This window comes from Caldisericum exile AZM16c01 (genome assembly GCF_000284335.1).
GTDB classification, from domain to species: Bacteria; Caldisericota; Caldisericia; order Caldisericales; family Caldisericaceae; genus Caldisericum; species Caldisericum exile.
Window position 1 is genome coordinate 1,289,882 of sequence record NC_017096.1, and the last position, 22,767, is coordinate 1,312,648.

Consider the following 22,767-nt stretch of genomic DNA (forward strand, 5'->3'; position numbering starts at 1 on the left):
CCTTACCTTTTAACCCATTCTATTGATATGTTGCCTAATTTAGAAATAGTTATTCGTATAACTTTATTTTTGTTTGTTGTTGAAATAAAAATTCCATAAGTATTATCGTTTGTTTCTTTGCAATAGTAATTTGGATTGCCAAAGTTATCAAAATTTAATTTCACGTATGCAAGCGGTGGAGACAGAATATTAGAAAGATTATCAAAAGTTGCAAGATATATTTTTTGTATTTTTATACCATCTCCTAAAACAATTTTCTCAACGGCACCAGACATCGTCTTGGTTACAGGATCAAAGGAAGCATTCAAATCCTTTTCTACATATATAGTATTATCGGCAGGGAAGAAATATACCTCAAATTTTCCTGAATCTTTTGTGGTACTATATGTGACCGCCTTGTTTTGTGCATATAACAGAGTTTGTTGAATTTGAATAGCCGCATTATACAAACTTCTTTCGACAAAAGTACCAGGCAAAATGCCAAAGCCAATCCCAATAATTACAATGACTACAAGTATTACTACCAACAACTCTAATAATGTGAACCCTCTTTTAGAACGGTGTAACATTGTTAAAGTCATCTATTGAAATTTCTCTCCATGCATTAGGTGATTGTTCCGCAGCAGTAATTACATTCTTTACGCTTGCAGTCCCACCAGGAGTCCCCACAATGCTTAGATTAGACATCGAAACTGGTCTATAGAAGATATTATATGTACCATTCAAGTTCACTGCACCTTTCGATACTATGGCACCATAGCAATCAAATGTTCCACCACCAGAAAATGAACCGGTGCTGTAAAAAATTCCTTTCAATAGCGCATTACCATTTGCAATCTCCACGTTGCCATTAACAAGCATTGCCAATGCTCCATCGTTATCAACGGTTGAATTGCCATTTATCATAAGATTGCCATTAACTACAATTGTACCTTGTAATTTTACAGTCCCGTTTATATGAGCATCTCCCTCAATAAAGTAAACAATGTTTTTAGCATTATCTTTTAACTGCTGCCATTTCAAAACATCAAGCCCTACAAATAATCCACTTTTTGATGATAGGTCTTTGTAGAAGGTAACAATTTGCGAAAGTGAGGAATTATATGATGTCCCAAGATACGAAGTGATAATCGTGTGAAGTATTGGATCAGTAGTATTTGGATAATCTGATCTGCTTCCATCATAAGGTTTTCCTCCGGTCTTAAATGCAAGTGCAAGATTCTTATAATAATCTACATTGAGCATCGGGAATTCAATTGGATTTTGTCCTGAGTATGCTCCAATTTGTGCTACTCCTTTTCCAGTAATTGCACCTACTGCGTATGCAGTTCCACCACCATATTGTGGATCATAAGCAATTCTTATCTTTCCTTTTGCTGGACCCAAGTCAATATTGCCATTCGCAAAAACATTTCCTGCAACCTCTTGAGCATTACCGTTGAAGGCTATATCCGAACCGGAGAAAATACCATAATTAAAGACCTCCGAATTAGGAGGAATGTCTGTTGGAGTTATGGTACTTTTGTGATAAGTTACAGCCATTTCAGTGTATACTGCTTTTTGGGCAACAATATTATTATTTTGTTTTACAAACCCAAGGGCATAAACCCCAATGAAAATTGTTTTATCTCCATCCAATCCAATGTCTGGGTCCCAACTGGCAACATCACCTTTGTTAAGCCTCTTTATTTTTGCCTTATAGTAGGTATCTGGGCTCGATGAAAGTGATGCAGCATCTTTAGACAAAACATAACCAGGGGGATTTTTTACGATTGCTTTTACATCTGAAACAGTAAGATAGTGAAATGCGGAAGGTGGATTGATTACATTGTTGCCTAGATCCGAATTTCTTAAGTCAAAGGCGATTTGGCTTATACAAGCCTCAGCAGCCGTTAATGCCCGCTCAGAAGTTGATTGTGCATTCGAAATAGCCTTTTCCGGCACTATTTTTAAAACGATACCGACAATAGAGGCAAAAACCAATGCGCTTATCAAAACTACAGTAATTAAAGCAACTCCTTTTCTTTTACTCATAAATCTCACCTCCTTATGGTGATTGTTCATTCGAATTTCTTGAATAAATAAGTGAAGTATAAGATATTGTCTGTTCTTTTCCAAAATAATTAAGATTCCCCACCATCATAACAACAACCTTCCCACCTTGCCTTGCAAAGTAAAGTTTAACAAGTTGCTTCATATTTTCAGTGACTGGCTCACCTATGGAAGTGGGCGAAGTTCCATGTAAATATTTTACTCTATAAACAGCGTTGCCATTCGTGGTGTTCTTCATTCGATATCTTATATCCCATGTATCAATTCCATCATAATAAGTAAAAATAAGTTCTTCACCCATAGCGTTTCCCGAATGTATGGAATCGTCAGGGGCCAAGATGAGACTAAAGTTACTTCCTTCAGGTTTGCTTGCTTGCATTAAGTCAGAGCTAATTCTTGACAGAGCGTATCTAAAATTTTGTTGAAGTATCATCTCTTGGTCATAATAAGTCCTTAATCTCATCCAACTCGAAATTCCTGAAAAAGCAATGGTAAAAATTAAAATAAGAATAGCTAGAGAAACAACCAATTCGATTAATGTAAACGCTTTCCTTCCACTATGATTGGCTTCTAACATAGCTTTTTTCTCCTGTTACGACTACACTCTTTTGTGTATTACCAACTATCCAATACACGATAACTCTTATTTCATAGATTTTGTTATTTAGGTTAGTAATTGTTGGGGTTTTATCAATAATGATGATTCGCTTTGTGTAGTGAGGATAAACCTCCTTATGAAGCACCAATGTAAAGTCATAATAAGACTCATTTTGGGTTTCGTCGATTCTTAATCGAGGAATTATTTCAATATTAGGAGGAAGCATTACATTACTCACATCAGGCACTGGAGGAGGATTTGAAACGGTGCCAGTTGCTGACTCTATACCACAGATATTAAGAATATGCTCCATTCTAAAGGAACCATCCATAGGATAATAACTGTTTGTGGTAGGATCATACCTTATAGAATCGTAGACATTCTCATACGTTGTCCCATAATCCAAAAAATATGGAGAGCCGGGCGGCGGAGGATTTGATGGTTTTGCTGGATAATTAGGTTCATCATACGTTATATTTGTTGGAAACTGTCCACCTCTTATTAAAGAATCTATAATAGATACAGAAAGCCCTTTAACATCTTCCAATTGAAGTTGCGCTAAATTTTGACCAATAGATTTGTATCGTAAATCCTTCACTGAAGAATAGTAAGAATAATAACCTGACAAGAGTACTACCACAGCAACCATGAATATTGCTAATGCAACGATTACTTCAATTAAAGTGAAGCCCCTCTTCTTTTCCATATTCATTTCCTCAAAATATTATATGTTTATTTAAAAAAATTACAACAAAATTTTTTGTCAAGGGAGTAAAATATAACTATTAGGAGTATAATTTTAATAGAAGTTTAAAATTTTTCTTTAGGGAGGTTTATATGAAAGTTGTCGTGATGGGAAATTATCCAAAAAACTTGTTAGAGATGTTTGAGAAGTACAAAAAAGAATTTGGTGCTGAAGATATTGAGGTAGTTATTCCAAAGGATGATTCAGAAAAGATTGATGCCTTAAAGAACGCAGTTGCAGTTATTTCAGGATCATTGACTGAGAACGATTTAAACAATGCCCCAAATTTGAAATTCATTCAAGTGCCTTTTGCAGGAGTTGATACCTACGATATTCCTGATCTTATAAGGCGTGGGATAAAGATCGCAAATGTGCATTCAAATGCAACTGCTGTTGCAGAATTTGCAATGGCACTGGTGCTTGCGCTTGCAAAAAATGTAGTTGAAGGCGACAGAGATTTGAGAATTGGATATTGGCACGGATGGATGTCAAGAGAACCAACCATTAGTCTTGAAGGAAAAACGATGACAATCCTTGGGCTTGGAAGCATTGGAAAAGAAATTGCACGATTTGCAAAGTCATTTGGGATGTATGTTATTGGGGTAAAAAGAGAAAAGGTTGATGGAACCATTCCTAATGTTGACGAAGTTTACACTCATGCAGAAATTGAACAGGCAATTGAAAAGGCTCATTTTGTTGTATGCGCATTGCCACTTACACCAGAAACAAAAGGAATGATTAATAGAAGACTGTTTGAAAAAATGGCAGGAAAGTTTTTTGTAAATGTTGGGCGTGGTGCAGTCGTGAACGAAGAGGATCTTTTCGTTGCACTCAAAAATGGAATTTTAAAAGGTGCAGGTATTGATACATGGTGGGTATATCCACAGGCACCAATGCAAACCGCAATGCCCTCAAAATATCCATTTCACGGCTTAAAGAATATAATAATGACACCGCATGCAGCAGGTTTTACCGATGTAACCCCACAAAGAATGTGGGAAGATTCAGTTAAAAATGTTTTACGTTTCCTTAAAGGATTACCTATTGAAAATGAAGTAAAAGAGGTGGGATATTAACTCAATTTGAGGGGGTGCAAGTCACCACAATATCTCCTAATCTTAGAAGGAAAACTGGCTACCTTTAAATGGTTAAAGAAGCATTTCCCTTTTAATAGAGGAGCGGCACCCTCCTCCAACTCCACCCAAAAAATAAAAATCCTTTTTATCCTTAGGAGTAAGTTAGAAAGGGGGCACATCCCCTTTCTATTAAGGTTCATTTTGACAAACATTGTGAGGAGAAATACCTATATTATGGAGGAGGGATACCCTCCTCCGACTCCACCCAAAAATAGTAATTGGTCTTTTCGACGAACGAATGTGAGGAGAAATCTCCGCTTTTCAGGAGGAGTTAGAGGGGGGCCTTTTTAATCTCCCTCTCTAATGTAAACTGAGGAGATTCCTCGCCTTCGGCTTCGGAATGACTAACAAAATAAAAGCATTCAGTTTCAAGGGGAGTTAGAGGGGGAATTGTAAGTCTCCCTCTAATTAAATGAGGAGATACCTCGCTTCGCTCGGTATGAGTTAAAATCTGGTGGAAAAAGACCCCCAATCTCAACTAATGAGACACCAAAATTCGCTCGACATGACTCAGCGTGTGTCATTTCGAAGAAGCGTAAGCGACTGAGAAATCTCCTCATTTCAATCTGAGCGGGAAACAAACCCCCTCAGCACTCCCCAAAAATTACTAAGTCACTCCGAGGAATGAAATGACGAGGAGTCTCCCAAGTTTAAGGGGAGTTAGAAGGGGAGCACAAGTCCCTCTCTACATTTTAGTTTAGCTTTGAATTGCTCGGTTTGACAGAAAACTAAAAAGGGCGAGATTGGCCGCCCTTTAACAACATTCGTTACTCCAAATAACTTTTAAAGCACAGGGATTGAGTTAAAACAGCGCAAGCCTAACTCATACTTCGAAGCAGATGCTTGTTTAAGGTCAAATCTTGTTTGAAGAAGTGACGCACATTCAATGAGGTCTTCACTACACCCTTTCTTCAGTTCAATCTCAATTTCATAGTATTCGGCTTTCTTACGTCCTTTTACAAAGTATAAGTAATCAAGATCCAATTCAAGTTCTGAGTTATTCTTCTTTAGAATTATTGGATGTCTTTCATTTACAACTTCAAGCACCTCGCATAACTCATCGTCCTTAACAATGTTGTAAATTTCTGGAAAATTCCTCTTCAAAAAACTTTTAGACAAAAAATCCTCATGATCGAGTTCGAGTTCTTTCTCCTCTCGAACATAAACACCTGCTTTGAATGTCCCGTTTGATTTCAGTGTTAAAACTTTCCTTGACCCTTCCTCTCTCAACCTAAACGCAAGATTGTTAAAGAGCAATTTAAGGTCTTCTGTATCAAAATAATGACTTACAAGTTTTTTGGGGGGAAGTCGTGTAACAGCCCAGCTCACAAAATCCATCTCAGCCTCAATCTTCTCCAGTGTTTTACGTGAGGCTGTAAGTTTTACTTCGTACTCAATCATTTTTAACCCCCTTTCTTTTTGTTTAACTCTTTAAGATAAAGCGTCCTCTTATATGCCGAGTAAACCGCTTTTTCTAAGACGGTTCTAAAACCTCCCTTTTCAAGTTCGTAAAGTGCATCTGCAGTTGTCCCTCCAGGTGATGTAACCATGTCTCTTAACTCTGCCGTATGTTTCCCTGATTGCATCGCAAATAGCACAGACCCAAGGGTTGTTTTATACACAAGTTCCATTGCATCTCGCCTTGAAAATCCCAAGTGCACCCCTGCATTTACCAGGGACTCTAAAAAGAGGAAAACATAAGCAGGACCTGTTCCAGAGAGTGCTGTTGCCATATCCACGTAAACTTCATCTTCAACGTACATTTCACTTCCCATTGAAGAAAGAATTTGTTTAACGATATTTTTCTCAGTATCCTCAACTTCCTTGGTTGCAGTCCAAACAGTCATCCCCTGTCTAATCTGTGCTGGTGTATTCGGCATGCAACGAACTACCTTTTTGTGAAGAAGATTTCTTTGAAGAGTTTCAACGTCAATACCTGCCATTATAGAAATGATGAGTTGACTATCTCTAATGTAATCCTTGATTTCATTTGCAACAGACTCAAAAATCTGCGGCTTTACTGAAAGTACAACAATGTCTCCAAATTTGACGGCTTCTGAATTGGATATTGTTGTATTTATGTGAAGTGTATCTCTTACTTCCAAGGCTTTCTTTTCCCTGTGAAAACTTCCCATAATATCAGATGGAGCAAAAATTCCTGCATCGATAATCGATTTTATCATTGCAGTTGCCATTGTGCCTGTGCCAATAAAACTTATTTTCACTTTCTAATTTCTCCTTTAAAGTTATCAAAAAAATCCTTTAAACTCAATTTTAACAATCCTAATTCAAGCACCCTAAAAAGTGCAGCAAAATCAAGGAGGAAGAATTCTTCAAGGTCAACATCATTTGAGTTTTCAATTGCAAATTCTTTTAGTTCAAAAAGTCTATCTTTGATTGCCTTTAGAGACCTGACATTTCTAAAATATCTTTCCTTTATTTGGAGAATAGATTCAAGGGCACTAATTCTTTCAGCCTCTGGTATTTGAACAAAACTCTTGTACTCATTCAAGAAAAATTCCTTTGGTGACTGTTCGATGCTTTGCACAGGATATCTTGATAGATTTATGCTTCGGAAATATGTGTTGAGGTCATCAATTGCACTTACAAAGGTGTCATCAGCATATGGGTAAATATCAATTGTAAAAAGTGTCATACGTTCGATTCTTTTCTTTGAATATGTCACGTTTTTATAAGTCCAGCCAAGGCGATAGAGTATATTTGCAAGTTTTTTAATATCATCTTCTTCAAGTAGCGAAACCTTCACTGAGACAAAGTCATCAACCTGGACGATATTCATTTCCTCGCCAATGTTGTGGACAACAAACTGATTGAAACCATTTTCCTTGATTTTGTTATATTTTATTTTTCTTGATTTTAGCGTATCCTCGATTGCTTTTTCAATATTCCTTTTAGCCAACTCTGTAAGCCTCCATGTATTATTATATTCATTATTGCTTAATTTACAAAAAGCCAATTAAAATGGCTACTTTTTAACACAATTTACTAAATGTTGAATAAATATTCTCTTAAATTTAATTGACTATTGAAGGTAAGAATAGTAAAATATAAAATGAGGTGAAATATGAGCGAAATAATTGAATGTATTCCAAACGTAAGCGAAGGGAAAAATCAAGACGTCATAAATAAGATCATTGAAAATCTCAAACAAACAGGCGTAAAACTTCTGGATGTTTCATCAGATCCCGACCACAACCGGACTGTTATTACATTTGTGGGAGATAGAACAACTGTCTTAGAAGGCGCATTTACGGTTGCAAAAAGTGCAGTTGAACTCATTGACCTAAGAAACCACAAGGGAACTCACCCAAGAATGGGTGCAGTAGATGTAATTCCCTTTGTGCCAATTAAACGCATTACAATGGAAGAAACAGTTGAACTGAGTAAAACCCTTGCAAAGCGAATTGGAGAAGAACTCAAAATACCTGTATACTTATACGCAGAATCGGCAACAAAGGAAGAAAGAAAAGCTCTTCCAAACATAAGGCAAGGCGAGTTTGAGGGATTCTTTGAAAAGATTAAAGATCCAAACTGGGCGCCAGATTTTGGCCCAAATGAAGTACATCCAACAGCTGGTGTAGTTGCAGTTGGCGCAAGAGAATTTCTCATTGCATATAACATTTACCTGAATACAAAAGATGTAAGTATCGCAGAAAAAATAGCAAAATCTATAAGAGAAAGTTCCGGTGGTTTACGCTTTATTCAAGCAAAAGGCATGTATATAGAAGAAAAGGGCTTGGCACAGGTTTCAATGAATGTACTTAATTATAAAAAAGCCCCTTTATATCGAGTTTTTGAGATTGTAAAAATGGAAGCGGAACGGTACGGTGTAAATATTGTTGAAAGCGAACTTGTTGGGCTTATGCCACTTAAAGCAATTTTAGATAGCCTTGCATTCTATTTAAGATTCCCAAAACTTACTTCCGAAAGCATTATAGAAATGAAAATTTACGAATAAGGAGGGCAAATTGGAAAGCCAATTAGCAGACCTCATTGTTTTTAACGCAAAGGAGTTATTGACTCTCTTTGAAGGGGCAACGCCTGAAGGAACAGAGAAAGAGAAAAAACTTGGCCTCATTCACGACGGTGCAGTTGCAGTTAAAGATGGAAGAATTATTGCTGTGGGAAAATCAGATGAGGTAATCAAAAGTGTTAGAATCGGAAAACACACCTACCAGATTGATGCATCAAATAAGGTTGTTATGCCAGGGTTTGTTGATCCCCACACACACCTAATATTTGCAGGCACAAGAGAAAAAGAATTTATCCTTAGGCATCAGGGGGTTCCTGAAGCAAAAATTTTAAAAGAGGAAAATACAGGCATTATTTCAACCGTGCGCCACACACGAAAAGCGACATTTGAAGAACTTCTTGAAGAAACAAAAAAACATCTTTCATATTTTGTGGACTGGGGAACAACAACAATCGAGGTAAAAAGTGGATACGGCCTTAACCTTGAGGAAGAGATAAAGATGCTTAAAATTGCAAAATACCTCAAAGACCATACGCCAATTAATATCAAATCAACACTTCTTGCTGCACATATCATTCCACCTGAATACCACATGAGAGACGAAAAATACGTTGAACTTGTCATTGAGGACATTATTCCAATCATTGCAAAAAATGGTCTTGCAGACTTTAACGACGTTTGGTGTGAAAAAGGGCAGTTTACAAGAGAGCAAGCAAAAAAAATTCTAACGCAAGGAAAAAAGATGGGACTAAAGCCAAAAATCCATGCAGATGAATATTCAGATTCGGGTGGTGCAGAAGTTGCAGCAGCAGTTCAGGCAATCTCTGCAGACCATCTTGTTCACTCAAACGAAGAGGCACTCAAAAAAATGAAAGATGCAGGAGTTACTGCAGTGTTACTTCCATGCACGATGTTCTTCCTGGGAAAAGATACATACCCAAACTATGAATTTATGAAAGATATTGGCATTACTGTTGCACTTGGTACAGATTTTAACCCTGGCACATCGTTCTGTCCATCAATGCCTTTTATTATATCCCTTGCCATTATGAAACTCAAGATGACCGTTGAAGATGCAATTATTGCTACAACTAAAAATGCCGCAAAGGCAATCGATATGGAAAAAGAAGTTGGGACACTTGAAGTTGGAAAGCGTGGGAATATCAACATTCTTGATATTGCACACTATGAAGAAATTCCCTATAGAATTGCACAAAATTATGTTGAAACGGTTATTTCAAATGGAGAAATTTTAAAAGGAGGTTAGCTGATGGAAAATCTTAAAAGAACACCTCTTTATGAAGAGCATCTTAAACTTGGTGCACAAATGATTCCCTTTGCAGGGTATGAAATGCCTTTAAAATATACAAGTATCAAAGAAGAGCACCTAAATGTAAGAATGCAAGTTGGTATTTTCGATGTATCACACATGGGTGAAATAGAAATTCATGGTCCCGATGCACTAAAATTTGCACACTACCTTGTCACAAATAGCGTGCTTGATATGAAAATAGGAAGGGTAAAATACACGCCTATGTGCTATGAGCATGGTGGTGAGGTTGACGACTTATTTGTCTATAACCTTGGAGAAAATTTTGTTCTTCTTGTTGTAAACGCTTCAAACTACGAGAAAGACCTAAAATTTGTACTCGACCATAAAGAAAACTTTAATGTTGAAATTATTGGAAAAACTGATGATTATGGCGAAGTTGCAATACAGGGACCAAAGGCAGAAGAATTTTTGAAAAATTACTTTGAAAGCACAACCCCTTTGGAAAAACTTGGATATTTTAAGGCAACATATGGAAAACTCTTTGGGTATGATGTAATTATTTCAAGAACAGGCTATACCGGTGAAGATGGTTTTGAGGTATATGCAAGCCCAAAGGACATTGTTTCAATTTGGAATGAAGCACTCAACAAAGGAAAACCCTTTGGTATTAAGCCCGCTGGCCTTGGTGCAAGAGATTCTTTGAGATTTGAAGTGTGCTATTGGCTCTATGGAAACGATATTGACGAAACAACAAACCCTTTTGAAGCAGGACAGGACTTTGCAGTGAAAATGGACAAGGAAGATTTTATTGGGAAATCCTCCTTAGAAAATATCCAAAAAGTTGGTATCAAAAGAAAATTAACAGGTTTTAAAGTGCTTTCAGGTGGAGTGCCCCGGCATGGAATGAAGATTTACAATAAAGATGGCGTTGAAATTGGATACATAACTTCGGGTAATATGTCGTTTATTAGAAATGAAATCCTTGCTCTTGGATATGTTAAATTGGAATATAGGGATTTAGGAACGCGATTAACTGTAAAGGATGGGAATAGAATCTTTGAAATCGAGATTATTGAAGCACCATTCATTGAACCCAAAGCAGGCAAGAAAAAAGTTTGAAATTTAGAAAATAATCTGTATAATACATTGTTAAAGAAATTTAACAAAAATTATGGAGGTTAAAGAATGAAAATATCAAAGATGATTCAAAGAGCAGGCACTGAAACTGCCTTTGAAATGCTTGCAAAGGCAAAGGAACTTGAGCGCCAAGGAAAAAGCGTTATTCACTTTGAAATTGGTGAGCCTGATTTTAACACACCAGAAAATGTAAAAAAAGCGGGAATAAAGGCAATTGAAGAAAACTACACTCACTATTCGCCAACTCAAGGGATTCTTGAATTAAGAGAAGCAGTTGCAGAATATATCTCAAAGACAAGAGATATTAAAGTTTCTCCAGATGAAGTTATTATTACTCCCGGTGGAAAAGACGTTATTTTTGGAACAATGCTATCACTTCTTGATGAAGGCGATGAGGCAATCTATCCAAACCCTGGCTATCCCATTTATGAATCGGCAATAAGATTTGTTGGTGCAAAAGCAGTGCCAATGCCAATAAGAGAAGAAAACGACTTTGCCTTTGACAGGCATGAATTTGAAAAACTCGTAACCCCTAAAACAAGACTCATCGTTATCAATTCACCTGCAAACCCAACTGGTGGTATTCTTTCCTATGAAGACCTTGAGTTTATCGCAGACATTGCAAAGAAGAATGACATTATGATACTTTCAGATGAAATTTATTCAAGAATTATTTACGAAGGAAAATTTGTAAGTATTGCATCTATCCCGGGCATGAAGGAAAGGACAATTATCCTTGATGGATTCTCAAAAACATACGCAATGACAGGCTGGAGGCTGGGCTATGCTGTTGCAAACAAAGAGGTCATTGAAGCACTAAAGAGAGTTGCAGTAAATTCATTCTCATGTGTTGCAACATTCGTCCAGATGGCAGGTATAGAGGCACTTCGTGGACCACAAGATGAACCTGAAAGAATGAGAAAGGAATACGAAGAAAGAAGAAACCTCATTGTTCAAGGCTTAAACGAAATTCCAGGATTCTCTGTTAAGATGCCAAAAGGTGCATTTTATGCATTCCCAAATGTTAAGAAAGTTGGAAAACCTTCAAAAGAACTTGCAGACTACTTGCTCTACGAAGCAGGCGTTTGCACTCTTTCAGGCACTGCTTTTGGTGAATATGGCGAAGGTTATTTGAGATTCTCCTATGCAACTTCAAAAGAAAATATCATTGAAGGTTTAAAGAGAGTAAAACAAGCAATTGAGAAAATTATATAGAAATCTTTGGGGGCTTAGGCCCCCTTTTAACTTATGGCACTTATAAAATTCTTAGGCACTGCTGGTGCAAGGTTTGTTGTCGCAAAGCAACTCCGCTACTCGGCAGGAACAGTCATAAAAAGTAAAAGCGCAACCCTTATTTTAGACCCAGGACCTGGCACTCTTTTAAGACTTTCATCTGCCCGCCCAAAAATTCCAATTGAGTCAGTTAATGGTATTATCCTTACACACATTCACCTTGACCACTCAACTGACGCAAACATCATACTTGATTCTATTACAGAGGGAGGTCTCAAAAAATTCGGTGTACTTTTTACAACTGATGAAGCCCTTAACTCAGAGAACCGCGTAATTCTCCCATTTTTAAAACCCTATCTTGAAGGGATTTTCACATTAACGCATGGAGGAATTTTTGAATTCAAGGATATAAGGTTTACATCTTTCAAGCACAACCACGGTGCAGAAACCTATGGAATAAAGCTTGAAATTGATGGAAAAATTGTTTCGTTTGTTGTAGACACACTATTTTTTGATGAACTTATTAGTTACTACAAGAATTCGGACTATCTCATATTAAATGTTGTGCGTCTTTCAGAGAAAGAAGGCGTTCAACACCTTTCAGTTCCTGATGTCGAAAAGTTTATTAAATACGCAAATCCGAAGAAAGTCATAATGACACACTTTGGAATGACCATGCTCAAGGCAAGCCCTGAAAAAGTTGCAGAGACTCTTTCAGACAAATACGGAGTTGAAGTAATTGCAGCATATGACGGATTGACTGTTGAATTTTAGGAGGTAAATATGAAATTGGGTTTGGTTTTATCAGGTGGTGGCGCAAGGGGGCTTGCGCATATTGGAGTTTTAAAAGCCTTTGAAGAAAACGGTATTCACCCAGATATTATTACAGGCGCTTCAATGGGTGGAATAATTGGTGCTTTGTATTCGCTTGGAATTAGCGCAAACAAACTTGCAGAGATGCTTTCAGGATTAAATTTCGATGAACTTCTCGAAGTAAGAAACTTTTTCTATTCGCAAAAAACAAATAAGATTTTAAATACAGTAATTCAGCAAACTGCCTTTATTCCACTTTTTACAAAATTAGGGTTTGACTCGGGAAGGAAAATAAGAAAAGCCTTTAAGGAAATTACGCACGACAAAGAATTTAAAGACTTAAAGATACCTTTTGCTTGTGTTGCAGTTGACCTTATTACAGAACGCCTCATAACATTAAATTCGGGAAAACTATACGAAGCAATGTATGCAACGGGTGCAATACCTCCATATCTTGAGCCTCTTGAAAAAGAGGGGATGCTTCTTGCAGATGGTGGTATTTTAAGCAATGCTCCTGTCGATGTTGCAAAGGAAATGGGTGCAGATAAGGTAATTGTCGTTGATGTAAATCCCATGCAAACATTTAGGAAGAAGGAAAATTTCAAAAACGCATTTGATATCATTTTAAGGGTACTTGATACAACACTTGATGCCCTATATATTGACGACCTTGCAAAGGCCGATTACCTTATTCAGATCCCTTTAAACTTCGATATATTTGAATTCGAAAAAAAGGACGAAATAGTAAATATTGGCTATACAATTGGGCGTGAAAGTATTCTATCTAAGAACTTAAAGTCTTTGAAGTAGTAAGTTTTGTTGTTAACAGTACACCTAAAAGCGACACAAGAAACCCAAGGATAAATACGCCATTTAGTTTTGCAAATCTATAGGCATAACTAAATATAAGTGGGCCAATAGTCTGTCCCAAATTCACCATTGACCCGTTAACAGTCATTGTAAAGCCTCTTAATCTCTCATCTGTAAATTTGTTTATAAGTTGAGGTGTAAGGGTGATGTTAATACCCTGTGCTGCCCCAAATGAAATTGCACCAAGTGTAAGAAATGCATAATTTTTTGAAATCTCAAAAAGAATCATGGAAATCGCATAGAAAACAAAGCCAATTACATAAATAATCTCATCACTAAAAAATTCTGTGATGCGCTCGATTTTATAGGAAACAATAGCGGAAATAAATGAAGAAATTCCAATGAAAACACCTGTAAGGGTTCCAGACATTTCAAATCTGTATTTTGTAAGGAACGAAAAATAGTTTAGATACGCTCCATAAAGCACAATAAACGTGCAGATTGTCCCTAAAAATACAAAGATAAGGTTTGTTTTAAATGCATTTTTTAAAGAAGTTTGTGAATCGCTATTTTTGGTATTTTGTTTGTTTTCATTAAGAAGGAAAATAATGAGAATTAATGATAAAAAGGAGAATGTGGAAAGTAAAAATGGGCTCCTTGCATCCTTATCTGAAAGTATTCCACCTAAAATTGGAAAGACAGTTAACGCAATAGATGTTATAACTCCATTTATGCCAAGTGCAAATTTGAGATTCCGCCCCTCAAATGTATCCCCAAGGATTGCAACATTAAGGGAAAGCAAGGTTGATGCTCCAATTCCCTGAATAAAACGAATGAAAAGAAGCGTCTTAAAATCATTTACAAAAAAGCCTAACGCACCAAGCCCAAAAATAAACAACGCAATTAAAAGAATGATTTTTCTCCCAACTTTATCAGAGAAAAAACCCAAAATTGGTGAAAACACAATGCCAGGAAGCGTAAAAAAGAAAAGTATAAGTCCAACGGAAGCATCGTCAACCTTAAAATACTCTGCAATTTTTGGCAAGGCAGACGATAGACTTGATATACCTAAAACTGCTGTTACAGTAATAAGAATCGCAGCCCAAAAATTCGGGTTTCCAAAAATAGAAGTGTAGACATTTTCTTTAGAATACAAGTTTATAGAATTGTTTTTTCCCAACCCTTAAAATATCTCCCGAATTTACCTTAACCTTAAAACTGGAAACTTTTTCCTCATTTAATTTTAACCCACCTTGTTCAATAAGCCTCTTAACTTCTGATTTTGTTGGAAGGATATTGAGGCTTACAAGGAGATTTACAATATCAACAACCCCATCTTCAACAAACTCTTCAATGTGAAGTTCAGGCATTTCATCGGGCAATTCTCTTTTGCTAAAGACTTTTATGAAGTTATCGTATGCCTTCTCTGCCTCATCTGCCCCGTGGAAGATTTTAACAATACCTTTTGCAAGTTCAAGTTTAAGGTCTCTTGGGTTTACATGCCCTTCTTTTATGCTCTCTTCAATTTCTTTTGCTTTGTCTTCATCAACATCAAGGATAAGGAAATAGTATTCTGAAATAAGCTCATCGGGAATTGACATAATTTTTCCAAACATCGTTTTGGGGTCTTCTGTTATGCCAACATAATTTCCAAGGCTTTTGCTCATTTTTTGAACACCATCAAGCCCACGTAAAATTGGCATAATGATCGCAATTTGAGGTTGTTTACCTTTTGCTTCAAGCAGGTGCCTTCCCATGATAAGATTAAACTTTTGATCGGTTCCGCCAAGTTCAACATCTGCATCAATTGCATAAGAATCATACGCTTGCATTATGGGATAGAAAAGCTCATGGAAGAATATTGGAATATCTTGTGAAAAGCGCTTTTGGAAGTCATCACGCTCAAGGATACGTGCAAGAGTGAAGTTTGCACAAAGTCTAAACCAATCCTCAAAAGTTATCTTTGAAAGCCATTCTGAGTTAAAGCGGACTTCTGTTTTATCCTTATCAAGCACTTTAAAAACTTGTTCAAAATAAGTTTTTGCATTCTCTTGAATTTGCTCCTTTGAAAGTGGAGGGCGCGTTTTCGAACGCCCTGAAGGATCGCCAACAAGCCCCGTAAAGTCACCAATAATGAAGACAACTTGGTGCCCTAATTCCTGGAAATCCTTTAATTTTCGAAGCACAACATAGTGGCCAAGGTGTAAATCAGGTGCTGTTGGATCTGCACCCAATTTCACACGTAATTTTTTGCCGCTTGCAAGGCGCTCTTTTAATTCCTCTTCATTTATTATCTCGACTGTTTTTCTTTTTATTTTTTCAAACGCATCCATTGAAACCTCCAAAAGAGATTTTTATATTTTATCCATAAATTAGATTTTTAAAAGTCAAATTTTTAAGTTGCACCCAATCTAAAAATGCCCCCGATCTTTTGGGGGCGTATAATTTGGCGCGCCTGAGGAGAATTGAACTCCTATGCATGGCTCCGGAGGCCATTGCTCTATCCGTTGAGCTACAGGCGCTTTTTTAGGTTCTTTTTAATTATGGGCTTTTTTTCTACAATCTTTACAGATGCCGTAGACGTTTAAGGAAATTTCTTCTACCGTAAAGCCTGTTTTCTCTATGGCTTTCTTAATACTTGTTAGATCGATATCCAAGTCTTCAATTTTGCCACACACTCTACAAATTAAGTGAATGTGAGGCTCAGTATGGCCGTCGTACCTTTTTGCATCTTCCGAGGTAGACACTTCCTTTACAAGTCCCTTTTCAAGAAAATCGTTAAGTACATTGTAAACTGTTGCATAACTTATTTTCTTCATTGTAGGCTTTACATTTTTAAAGATTTCTTCAACAGTAGGGTGGGAATACGTGTTTTTTAGATACTTGTAAATTTCTACTCTCGGCTTTGTCGCCTTAAGCCCATTTTTCCTTAAAATTAATTCAACACTTTCTTTCATCATAAATATATTATTGCATAATTTTTAATTTTTGCAAGTAACTTAATCAAAGAGGTTGGATTAAAACTTTTCACCCTTTGAAACTTAACTAAATCCGTATGTAAAGTAGAAAGTGTCCATTTCAGAGGAACATAATCGAACAAGAAACCTATTTAAATTTTAGTGGAAAACTCTATCTATCAATTCCCCTTAAGACCACCAAGACCCTTTTATTTTTTGTTTGTTATCCAAAACGAATTTAGGGAATTTCTCACATCTAAAGGGGAAACTAACCCCCTCACTACTCCCCCATATGCCATAGTCATCCTGAACAAAGTGAGGGATCTCCTCGGTTAAATCTGAGGGGCAACAAACCCCTCAGCACTCCCCCAATAACACAATTATCTTGTAGTCATGCCGAAATGACTTTCTGAGGCATCTCCTTTTAATAGAGGAGGGCAATGCCCTCCTCTAACTCCACCCAAAAAATAGTAATTTGTCATTTCGACGAACGAATGTGAGGAGAAATCCCCGCCTTTTAAGGAGGAGTTAGAGGGGGGAATCGTAAGTCCCCCTCTAACTCCCCCTGAAAAGGCGGAGAAAATTTAAATTTTTGGGAGCACTGAGGGGATCTTTTTCCCTCAGATTGAAAAGAGGAGATTTCTCACTACGTTCGAAATGACCAATTACTACTTTTGGGGAGTATTGAGGGTGTTTGTTTCCCATCAGATTGAAATGAGGAGACTCCTCACATTCGTTCGGAGTGACTTAGTGATTTTTGGGGGAGTATTGAGGGGGGTGTTTCCTTCTCAGGTTTTTTTATAAAATAGTTGTAAATTAAACACATACTTCAAAAGTGGGACTTGATTTTTAGAGAAATTTTTGTAAAATCGCAACGTAAAAATGAAAGTTGGAATAACTTTTAACTTAAGGAAAACATTTTCTGAGAGGGATTCCGTTTTCGATAGCCCCAAGACTATTGAAGACGTAAAGTTAGCGCTTACATCCTTAGGACATCGGGTTAAACTCTACGAAGCAGATTCTGAAACGCTTTTTTATATTCTAAAAATAGATCGACCTCAAATTGTCTTTAATATGGCAGAAGGGCGATTCGGTGTTTTTGGTGAGTCCTTTGTACCTGCACTTCTTGATGAATTAAAAATACCATACACAGGTTCAGGCGTTCAAGGTACACTTGTTGCTGTAAACAAGGTGTTTACAAAACTAATTCTTCAAAGTATCGGAATAAGTGTTCCAAAACTCTACCAGGTTGTAAACTCTTTAAAAGAAGAAATTACCCCTATTGACAAATTCCCCGTTATCGTGAAACCTGTTTTTGAGGGTGCAAGTATTGGCATCAAATCGAAGTCAATTTGTTATTCTCAAGAAGAGGTTGATAAAGCTGTCTTAAAACTCAAAGAGCGACTTGGAAATCGCCCAGTTATGATTGAAGAATTTATTGATGGAGTTGAGGTAACCGTAGGAGTTATTGGAAATTTTCCTCCAAAGTCACTTCCGCCAATGGAGATCGACTTTTCGCCACTAAATAAACGTGAACTAAATGCAACAAATGGTATTCAAACATTTACCTTCAAAACCAACTATTCCGAAAAGGCAAATTATTACTTGCCAGCAAGGTTTCCCCCTGAGGTGAATACTCATATACAAAAAATGGCAGTAAAGGCTTTTGAAATTCTGGGATTAAGAGATATTGCCCGATTTGATGTAAGGGTTGACAAAGATTTCACACCGTATTTTATTGAAGTAAATGCAATTGTTGGACTTGAGAAAGAACACTCAGATTTTCCAAGAATGTATAAAATGCTTGGTTATGATTATAACGATCTTATAAAGGATATCCTCAACAGTGCCTTGGAGCGAGTAAAGAATAATATGAGAGTTACTTATTAAATTCTTAATTTCTGCGCTGAAACACCAGGAATCGAAAGTCTATTCTCAAAATAAACCATTAACCTTGTAAGAACAACGGATACAAAAAGATATATTACTCCTGCAACCGAGAATGCTTGAATATAAAGAAAAGTCTTGCTTCCAACATATTTCGAAACTGCGGTAAGTTCCATAACAGTTAAAACCATCGCAAGACTTGAATATTGCGTAAGTGCAATAAGTTCATTTGTCCAAGATGGAAGAACAATTCGAATAACCTGTGGAAGAAGTATATTAAATATGAGTTGCACTCTTGTCATACCTAAAGAAAGTGCTGCTTCAGTCTGACCTGTTGGTATTGCAAGAAATGCTGTCCTAAAATATTCGGCTTGATATGCGCCACTATTAAGCCCCATACCTATGATTGCTGCCTGCAATGGCGTAAATTTTACAATTCCGGTTGAACCAAGGCCATAGTAGAGAATAAATAACTGAACAATCATTGGTGTTCCTCTTATAAGATCGATATAGGCAACGGCAATCGCCTTAAAAAATCTGTTTCCATAGATACGCATGATGGCAAAAAGTAGACCAAGTACAATCCCTATAAGAATCGATGCAACGGTAATCCACATAGTATACTTTAACCCCACTATCCAGAAATCTTTATATCTTGTTAAAACAGCTTCAAGACTATTCATTCTTCACCTTTTGCAATTTTACTCAAAAACTTTTTGAGCCTTTCAGATTTTGGATTTTCAATAATTTCCTTTGGTGGACCTTTTTCTACGATAACACCTGATTCAAGAAACATAATTTCATGCGCAACATTTCTTGCAAATTCAAGTTCATGTGTTACGATAAGCATTGTCATTCCTTTATCTCTAAGTGTTTTCATTGCCTGCAAAACTTCTCCTATAAGTTCCACATCGAGTGCTGATGTTGGCTCATCAAATAGAACAATGCGAGGAGACATTGCAATTGCCCGTGCGATTGCAACCCTTTGTTGTTGTCCTCCGGAAAGTTGTGCAGGATAGTGGCTCCAAAGATCCTCTTTTATGCCAACCAAAAGAAGCGAATTCTTAGCAATTTTCAGAGCCTCATCTTTGGGAAGTTTTTTCACCTTCGTAAGACCAATCATTACATTATCAAGTGCCGTAAGATGCATAAAAAGATTAAAATACTGAAAGACAAAACCTATCTTTTTTCTTGCTTCATATATATTTTTTGGAGTTATTAACTCTGAGTCAAGATAGATTTCGCCCGAGTCAGGCTTTTGCAAATGGTTTATACAGTAGAGTAGTGTACTCTTACCTCCCCCACTTGGTCCTATGATAACCTTTGTTTCTCCTTCGTTTATTGAAAAACTCACTCCTTTTAAAACTTCATTTTTGTGATAAGACTTCCTTAAATTTTCCACCCGTAAAACTTCTTTCATCGTTTTTCTCCCAAACCTGGAATTCGAATTTTCTCATATAAATTGTTTAAACTACTCATAGAGATTTTTACAAGGACAAAATATATAAGTGCTATAAAGATGTAAATTTCAAGATACCTTCCCACTGATCGTGCAATGAAATCTGCTCTTGTCATTATATCCATTACTCCGAGCACAAATGCAATTGACGTATCTTTAAGGACCGTTATAAACTCATTAGTCCAGCCAGGAATCATTATTCTCAATGCCTGCGGCACTAAAATTTCCTTGAATACTTGGAATTTAGTCATGCCCAAGGAAAGACCTGCATGCATTTGCCCTGCACTTATTGCTTCAAGGGAACTCCTAAAAATTTGCCCCTGGTATGAGGCACTTCTTAAACCAAGCCCTAAAATTGCGGAAAGTGCCATTCCAAGGTTAAATCCAAAGTAGAGGATTAAAAATAAAAGCATTAAAGGAATCCCTCGAAGTATTTCGCCAATAATTCTAAAAATATAAGAAAATGGGGGAGGCAAATACACCTCCCCAAATGCAAGCACGCTTCCTAAAACAAGCCCTAAACCAATGCTAACAAATGTAAGAAAAAGTGTCCAAAAAATTCCTTTTAAAACGTAAAGTAAGTTTGAAGGGTTTAGTACACTTATATCAAAAATCATCCTTCTTTACTGTCCACCAAAGTATTTGTTAATAAGGTCAACCCATTCTTGTGTTCCCTTAATCTCAGAGAGTGCTTTTTCAAGTTTTGATTTAAGTTCAGTATTACCTTTCTTTACGAAAAGCCCAGCCTCTTCTGAGACAAGTTCGCCTGTTACCTTAAAGTCTTGCTTTGTTGAATAATATGTTGCAACAGGTGTATCAATAACAACTGCATCAATATTCCCATTCTGCAAATCGGTAATTGCAAGAACAACAGAGGTATATCTTCTTATATCTGCGTTTTTGATTTTGCCATCTGTAACTGCCTTGTCAATTGCTTCTTCTCCTGTTGTACCTTTTTGAACGCCAATTTTGTGGTTGCTTAAATCTTCAAAAGTTTTAGGTGTAAATGGCGAGTCTTTTTTAACAAGGATTGATTGCCCTGTTGAAAGATACGGCACTGCATCTGCTTGTTGAAGTCTTTCATTAGTAATTGTTATGCATGCAGCACCTACATCAATCTTATCAGTTTGAAGGGAAGGGATGATTGTGTCAAAATCCATATTAACGATTTCAACCTTATCATAACCCATCTTCTTTCCCAAAAGCCTCATAAGGTCCAGGTCAAACCCAACAAACTCCTTTGTTTTCTCGTCAACATACTCAAAAGGTGGATAATCTGCGGAAGTTCCAACCTTAAGAATACTCTCCTTTTTTGCGCAACCTGAAAAAAGCGGAAGGAAAAGCAAAACTACCACAAAAATAATTAATACTTTCTTCATATCTTACCTCCTTATTTTTGGAAATATTTTATACAAACTCTCATTCCTGTCAATATATTGTAAAGGAAATGAAAAAAAATTTAAAATTACTCTTGTTGAATTACTAACGTAATTTGATAAAAAAGATTGGTATCAATTGACTTGTCTTTGAGCGTATTTTCTACTACTTTAACAGTAGGTGTATTTTCAATTGTATTTAAAAATTCCGATACTTTATCACCCTTGACAGCAAAAACATATGTTCTACTATTTTTGTCTGTGCTTTTAAGAGTTGCTATTTTTTTGAGTTCTTCCAGTAAAGAATTTACATTCCCATTGTCTATTTCAATTTTTATCGTATCTTCGATAGGCTTTTGCATTATATCCATATTAGGTGCAACCTTAAATTGTCTTGTAATTTCGGTTTGTTTACTTACTAATTCCCTATTCAAAATGAAATTTCTTGAAAAAACAGCCCCAAAAACTATAACTAAAACGAGTGCAAATGCAAGGGAATATCTAAAGACTGCATGCCTTTTCTCAACAAGTCCCAATTTGCTTACAAAATCGGGCGATTCAATTCGCAGTTCCCTTAACCCTTCCTTCATCTTTTTGAGATCTTCGTAATACGAAGCATACTCCTTGTCCTCAAGGAGTGGCTCAATTTCTTCTTTTCTTAGTTTACCATCAAGATACTCATTAATTTTTTCTTTCATCGCTAATTAGATACCTATTATAATAAAAAAGTTCCGTCATTTTTAAAAATACCCCAAATCCTTCAAAATATTCCGTAATTTATCCCTTGCTCTATATAGCCGTGATTTTACGGTTCCCAAAGGCACACCTAAAATTTCAGAAACATCTTCATAGGAAAGCCCTTCAACATCAACCAAGGTTATAATTTCTCTGTCCTCAGGGTCAATTTTTTCCATTGCTTGGTATAATAACTCCTTTGTTTCGTAATCCAATATTTTTTCCTCTCCATTTTTAAATGTCACCAAGTCGTCTCTCAACTCTATGTTCTTGAATTTATTGTAATGCTTGTAAAGAATGTTTCTTGCAATGCGATAAAGCCACGTTTTTATTGAAGATTCTCCTTTAAAATTCTTTATATATTTAAAGGCTGCTAAATACGTATCAACGACAACATCCTCTGCAAGTTCCTTATCGTGGCACACCTGCATTACTGAATTAAATAAAAAGTCCTGTGTGGACCTTACAAGGATTTCTTTTGCAGTCCTGTCTCCTTTTTTAAGACTTTCAATTAACTCACTCTCATTCATTACTCAATCCTTATCAATTTGTATTATAATGA

Annotated in this window: 24 protein-coding genes and 1 tRNA gene; 8 read left to right on the forward strand and 17 right to left on the reverse strand. The window is 36.5% G+C overall.

Annotated elements, in window-relative coordinates; genetic code table 11:
- Positions 1 to 2: 2 nt before the first annotated feature.
- From CSE_RS06535 to CSE_RS06550, 4 genes are read right to left on the reverse strand one after another with little or no spacing between them, the layout of a single operon-like run.
- Positions 3 to 527, reverse strand: a complete 525-nt coding sequence (locus CSE_RS06535; RefSeq protein WP_014453850.1) for a hypothetical protein — start codon at positions 525 to 527, stop codon at positions 3 to 5.
- Between the two features lie 25 nt (positions 528 to 552).
- Positions 553 to 2,034 (reverse strand): hypothetical protein, encoded by a 1,482-nt coding sequence (locus CSE_RS06540; RefSeq protein WP_014453851.1) that lies wholly within the window; start codon positions 2,032 to 2,034, stop codon positions 553 to 555.
- A 13-nt stretch (positions 2,035 to 2,047) separates the two neighbouring features.
- Positions 2,048 to 2,629 (reverse strand): PulJ/GspJ family protein, encoded by a 582-nt coding sequence (locus CSE_RS06545; protein WP_014453852.1) that lies wholly within the window; start codon positions 2,627 to 2,629, stop codon positions 2,048 to 2,050.
- Positions 2,610 to 3,356, reverse strand: a complete 747-nt coding sequence (locus CSE_RS06550) for a prepilin-type N-terminal cleavage/methylation domain-containing protein (RefSeq protein ID WP_014453853.1) — start codon at positions 3,354 to 3,356, stop codon at positions 2,610 to 2,612. Before CSE_RS06550 ends, CSE_RS06545 begins: the two co-directional genes overlap by 20 nt.
- 131 nt (positions 3,357 to 3,487) lie before the next feature.
- Here CSE_RS06550 and CSE_RS06555 point away from each other — a divergent pair, with 131 nt between their 5' ends.
- A complete protein-coding gene (locus tag CSE_RS06555) occupies positions 3,488 to 4,471 on the forward strand; it encodes a 2-hydroxyacid dehydrogenase (protein WP_014453854.1) in 984 nt (327 codons plus the stop codon).
- A gap of 843 nt (positions 4,472 to 5,314) precedes the next feature.
- Here CSE_RS06555 and CSE_RS06560 read toward each other — a convergent pair.
- From CSE_RS06560 to CSE_RS06570, 3 genes are read right to left on the reverse strand one after another with little or no spacing between them, the layout of a single operon-like run.
- Positions 5,315 to 5,932: a CYTH domain-containing protein gene (locus CSE_RS06560; protein ID WP_014453855.1), complete on the reverse strand. Its 618-nt coding sequence runs from the start codon at positions 5,930 to 5,932 to the stop codon at positions 5,315 to 5,317.
- Between the two features lie 2 nt (positions 5,933 to 5,934).
- Entirely contained in the window at positions 5,935 to 6,756 is an 822-nt protein-coding gene (proC, locus tag CSE_RS06565) for a pyrroline-5-carboxylate reductase (RefSeq protein WP_014453856.1), read from the reverse strand.
- On the reverse strand, positions 6,753 to 7,451 hold the full coding sequence (locus CSE_RS06570; RefSeq protein ID WP_014453857.1) for a hypothetical protein: 699 nt from the start codon (positions 7,449 to 7,451) through the stop codon (positions 6,753 to 6,755). Before CSE_RS06570 ends, proC begins: the two co-directional genes overlap by 4 nt.
- 165 nt (positions 7,452 to 7,616) lie before the next feature.
- On the opposite strand from CSE_RS06570, the gene ftcD reads away from it, so the two are divergent.
- From ftcD to CSE_RS06600, 6 genes are all read left to right on the forward strand, one after another.
- Positions 7,617 to 8,510 carry a glutamate formimidoyltransferase gene (ftcD, locus tag CSE_RS06575; protein WP_014453858.1) on the forward strand — a complete coding sequence of 298 codons (894 nt, stop codon included), beginning with the start codon at positions 7,617 to 7,619 and terminating at the stop codon, positions 8,508 to 8,510.
- A 10-nt stretch (positions 8,511 to 8,520) separates the two neighbouring features.
- Positions 8,521 to 9,792, forward strand: coding sequence for an imidazolonepropionase (gene hutI, locus CSE_RS06580; protein WP_014453859.1), 1,272 nt, complete (start codon positions 8,521 to 8,523; stop codon positions 9,790 to 9,792).
- Positions 9,793 to 9,795: 3 nt separating this feature from the next.
- Complete coding sequence (gcvT, locus tag CSE_RS06585; RefSeq protein WP_014453860.1) at positions 9,796 to 10,917, forward strand: glycine cleavage system aminomethyltransferase GcvT; 1,122 nt, start codon at positions 9,796 to 9,798, stop codon at positions 10,915 to 10,917.
- Positions 10,918 to 10,983: 66 nt separating this feature from the next.
- Positions 10,984 to 12,150 (forward strand): pyridoxal phosphate-dependent aminotransferase, encoded by a 1,167-nt coding sequence (locus CSE_RS06590; protein ID WP_014453861.1) that lies wholly within the window; start codon positions 10,984 to 10,986, stop codon positions 12,148 to 12,150.
- A gap of 33 nt (positions 12,151 to 12,183) precedes the next feature.
- A complete protein-coding gene (locus tag CSE_RS06595) occupies positions 12,184 to 12,942 on the forward strand; it encodes an MBL fold metallo-hydrolase (protein ID WP_014453862.1) in 759 nt (252 codons plus the stop codon).
- Between the two features lie 9 nt (positions 12,943 to 12,951).
- Positions 12,952 to 13,791 (forward strand): patatin-like phospholipase family protein, encoded by an 840-nt coding sequence (locus tag CSE_RS06600; protein WP_014453863.1) that lies wholly within the window; start codon positions 12,952 to 12,954, stop codon positions 13,789 to 13,791.
- Here the strand turns inward: CSE_RS06600 and CSE_RS06605 are convergent.
- From CSE_RS06605 to CSE_RS06620, 4 genes are all read right to left on the reverse strand, one after another.
- Complete coding sequence (locus CSE_RS06605) at positions 13,766 to 14,971, reverse strand: MFS transporter (RefSeq protein ID WP_041726141.1); 1,206 nt, start codon at positions 14,969 to 14,971, stop codon at positions 13,766 to 13,768. The two genes, CSE_RS06600 and CSE_RS06605, sit on opposite strands and share 26 nt — an antisense overlap.
- Positions 14,937 to 16,124: a tyrosine--tRNA ligase gene (gene tyrS / locus CSE_RS06610; RefSeq protein WP_041726143.1), complete on the reverse strand. Its 1,188-nt coding sequence runs from the start codon at positions 16,122 to 16,124 to the stop codon at positions 14,937 to 14,939. The genes CSE_RS06605 and tyrS overlap by 35 nt, the downstream gene beginning before the upstream one ends.
- 114 nt (positions 16,125 to 16,238) lie before the next feature.
- A tRNA-Arg gene (locus tag CSE_RS06615) sits at positions 16,239 to 16,313 on the reverse strand.
- A 15-nt stretch (positions 16,314 to 16,328) separates the two neighbouring features.
- Entirely contained in the window at positions 16,329 to 16,751 is a 423-nt protein-coding gene (locus tag CSE_RS06620) for a Fur family transcriptional regulator (protein ID WP_014453866.1), read from the reverse strand.
- Between the two features lie 879 nt (positions 16,752 to 17,630).
- Between CSE_RS06620 and CSE_RS06625 the strand changes: the two genes are divergently transcribed.
- Positions 17,631 to 18,638, forward strand: a complete 1,008-nt coding sequence (locus CSE_RS06625; protein WP_014453867.1) for a D-alanine--D-alanine ligase family protein — start codon at positions 17,631 to 17,633, stop codon at positions 18,636 to 18,638.
- On the opposite strand, the gene CSE_RS06630 is transcribed toward CSE_RS06625, so the two are convergent.
- The 6 genes from CSE_RS06630 to CSE_RS06655 form a co-directional block, all read right to left on the reverse strand.
- On the reverse strand, positions 18,635 to 19,318 hold the full coding sequence (locus tag CSE_RS06630; RefSeq protein WP_014453868.1) for an amino acid ABC transporter permease: 684 nt from the start codon (positions 19,316 to 19,318) through the stop codon (positions 18,635 to 18,637). The genes CSE_RS06625 and CSE_RS06630 overlap by 4 nt on opposite strands.
- On the reverse strand, positions 19,315 to 20,055 hold the full coding sequence (locus CSE_RS06635) for an amino acid ABC transporter ATP-binding protein (protein ID WP_014453869.1): 741 nt from the start codon (positions 20,053 to 20,055) through the stop codon (positions 19,315 to 19,317). The genes CSE_RS06630 and CSE_RS06635 overlap by 4 nt, the downstream gene beginning before the upstream one ends.
- Positions 20,052 to 20,711 carry an amino acid ABC transporter permease gene (locus CSE_RS06640; protein ID WP_014453870.1) on the reverse strand — a complete coding sequence of 220 codons (660 nt, stop codon included), beginning with the start codon at positions 20,709 to 20,711 and terminating at the stop codon, positions 20,052 to 20,054. The genes CSE_RS06635 and CSE_RS06640 overlap by 4 nt, the downstream gene beginning before the upstream one ends.
- 6 nt (positions 20,712 to 20,717) lie before the next feature.
- A complete protein-coding gene (locus CSE_RS06645; RefSeq protein WP_014453871.1) occupies positions 20,718 to 21,473 on the reverse strand; it encodes a basic amino acid ABC transporter substrate-binding protein in 756 nt (251 codons plus the stop codon).
- A gap of 86 nt (positions 21,474 to 21,559) precedes the next feature.
- Entirely contained in the window at positions 21,560 to 22,168 is a 609-nt protein-coding gene (locus CSE_RS06650; protein ID WP_014453872.1) for a hypothetical protein, read from the reverse strand.
- A gap of 42 nt (positions 22,169 to 22,210) precedes the next feature.
- Positions 22,211 to 22,735, reverse strand: coding sequence for an RNA polymerase sigma factor (locus CSE_RS06655; RefSeq protein ID WP_014453873.1), 525 nt, complete (start codon positions 22,733 to 22,735; stop codon positions 22,211 to 22,213).
- Positions 22,736 to 22,767 lie beyond the last annotated feature (32 nt).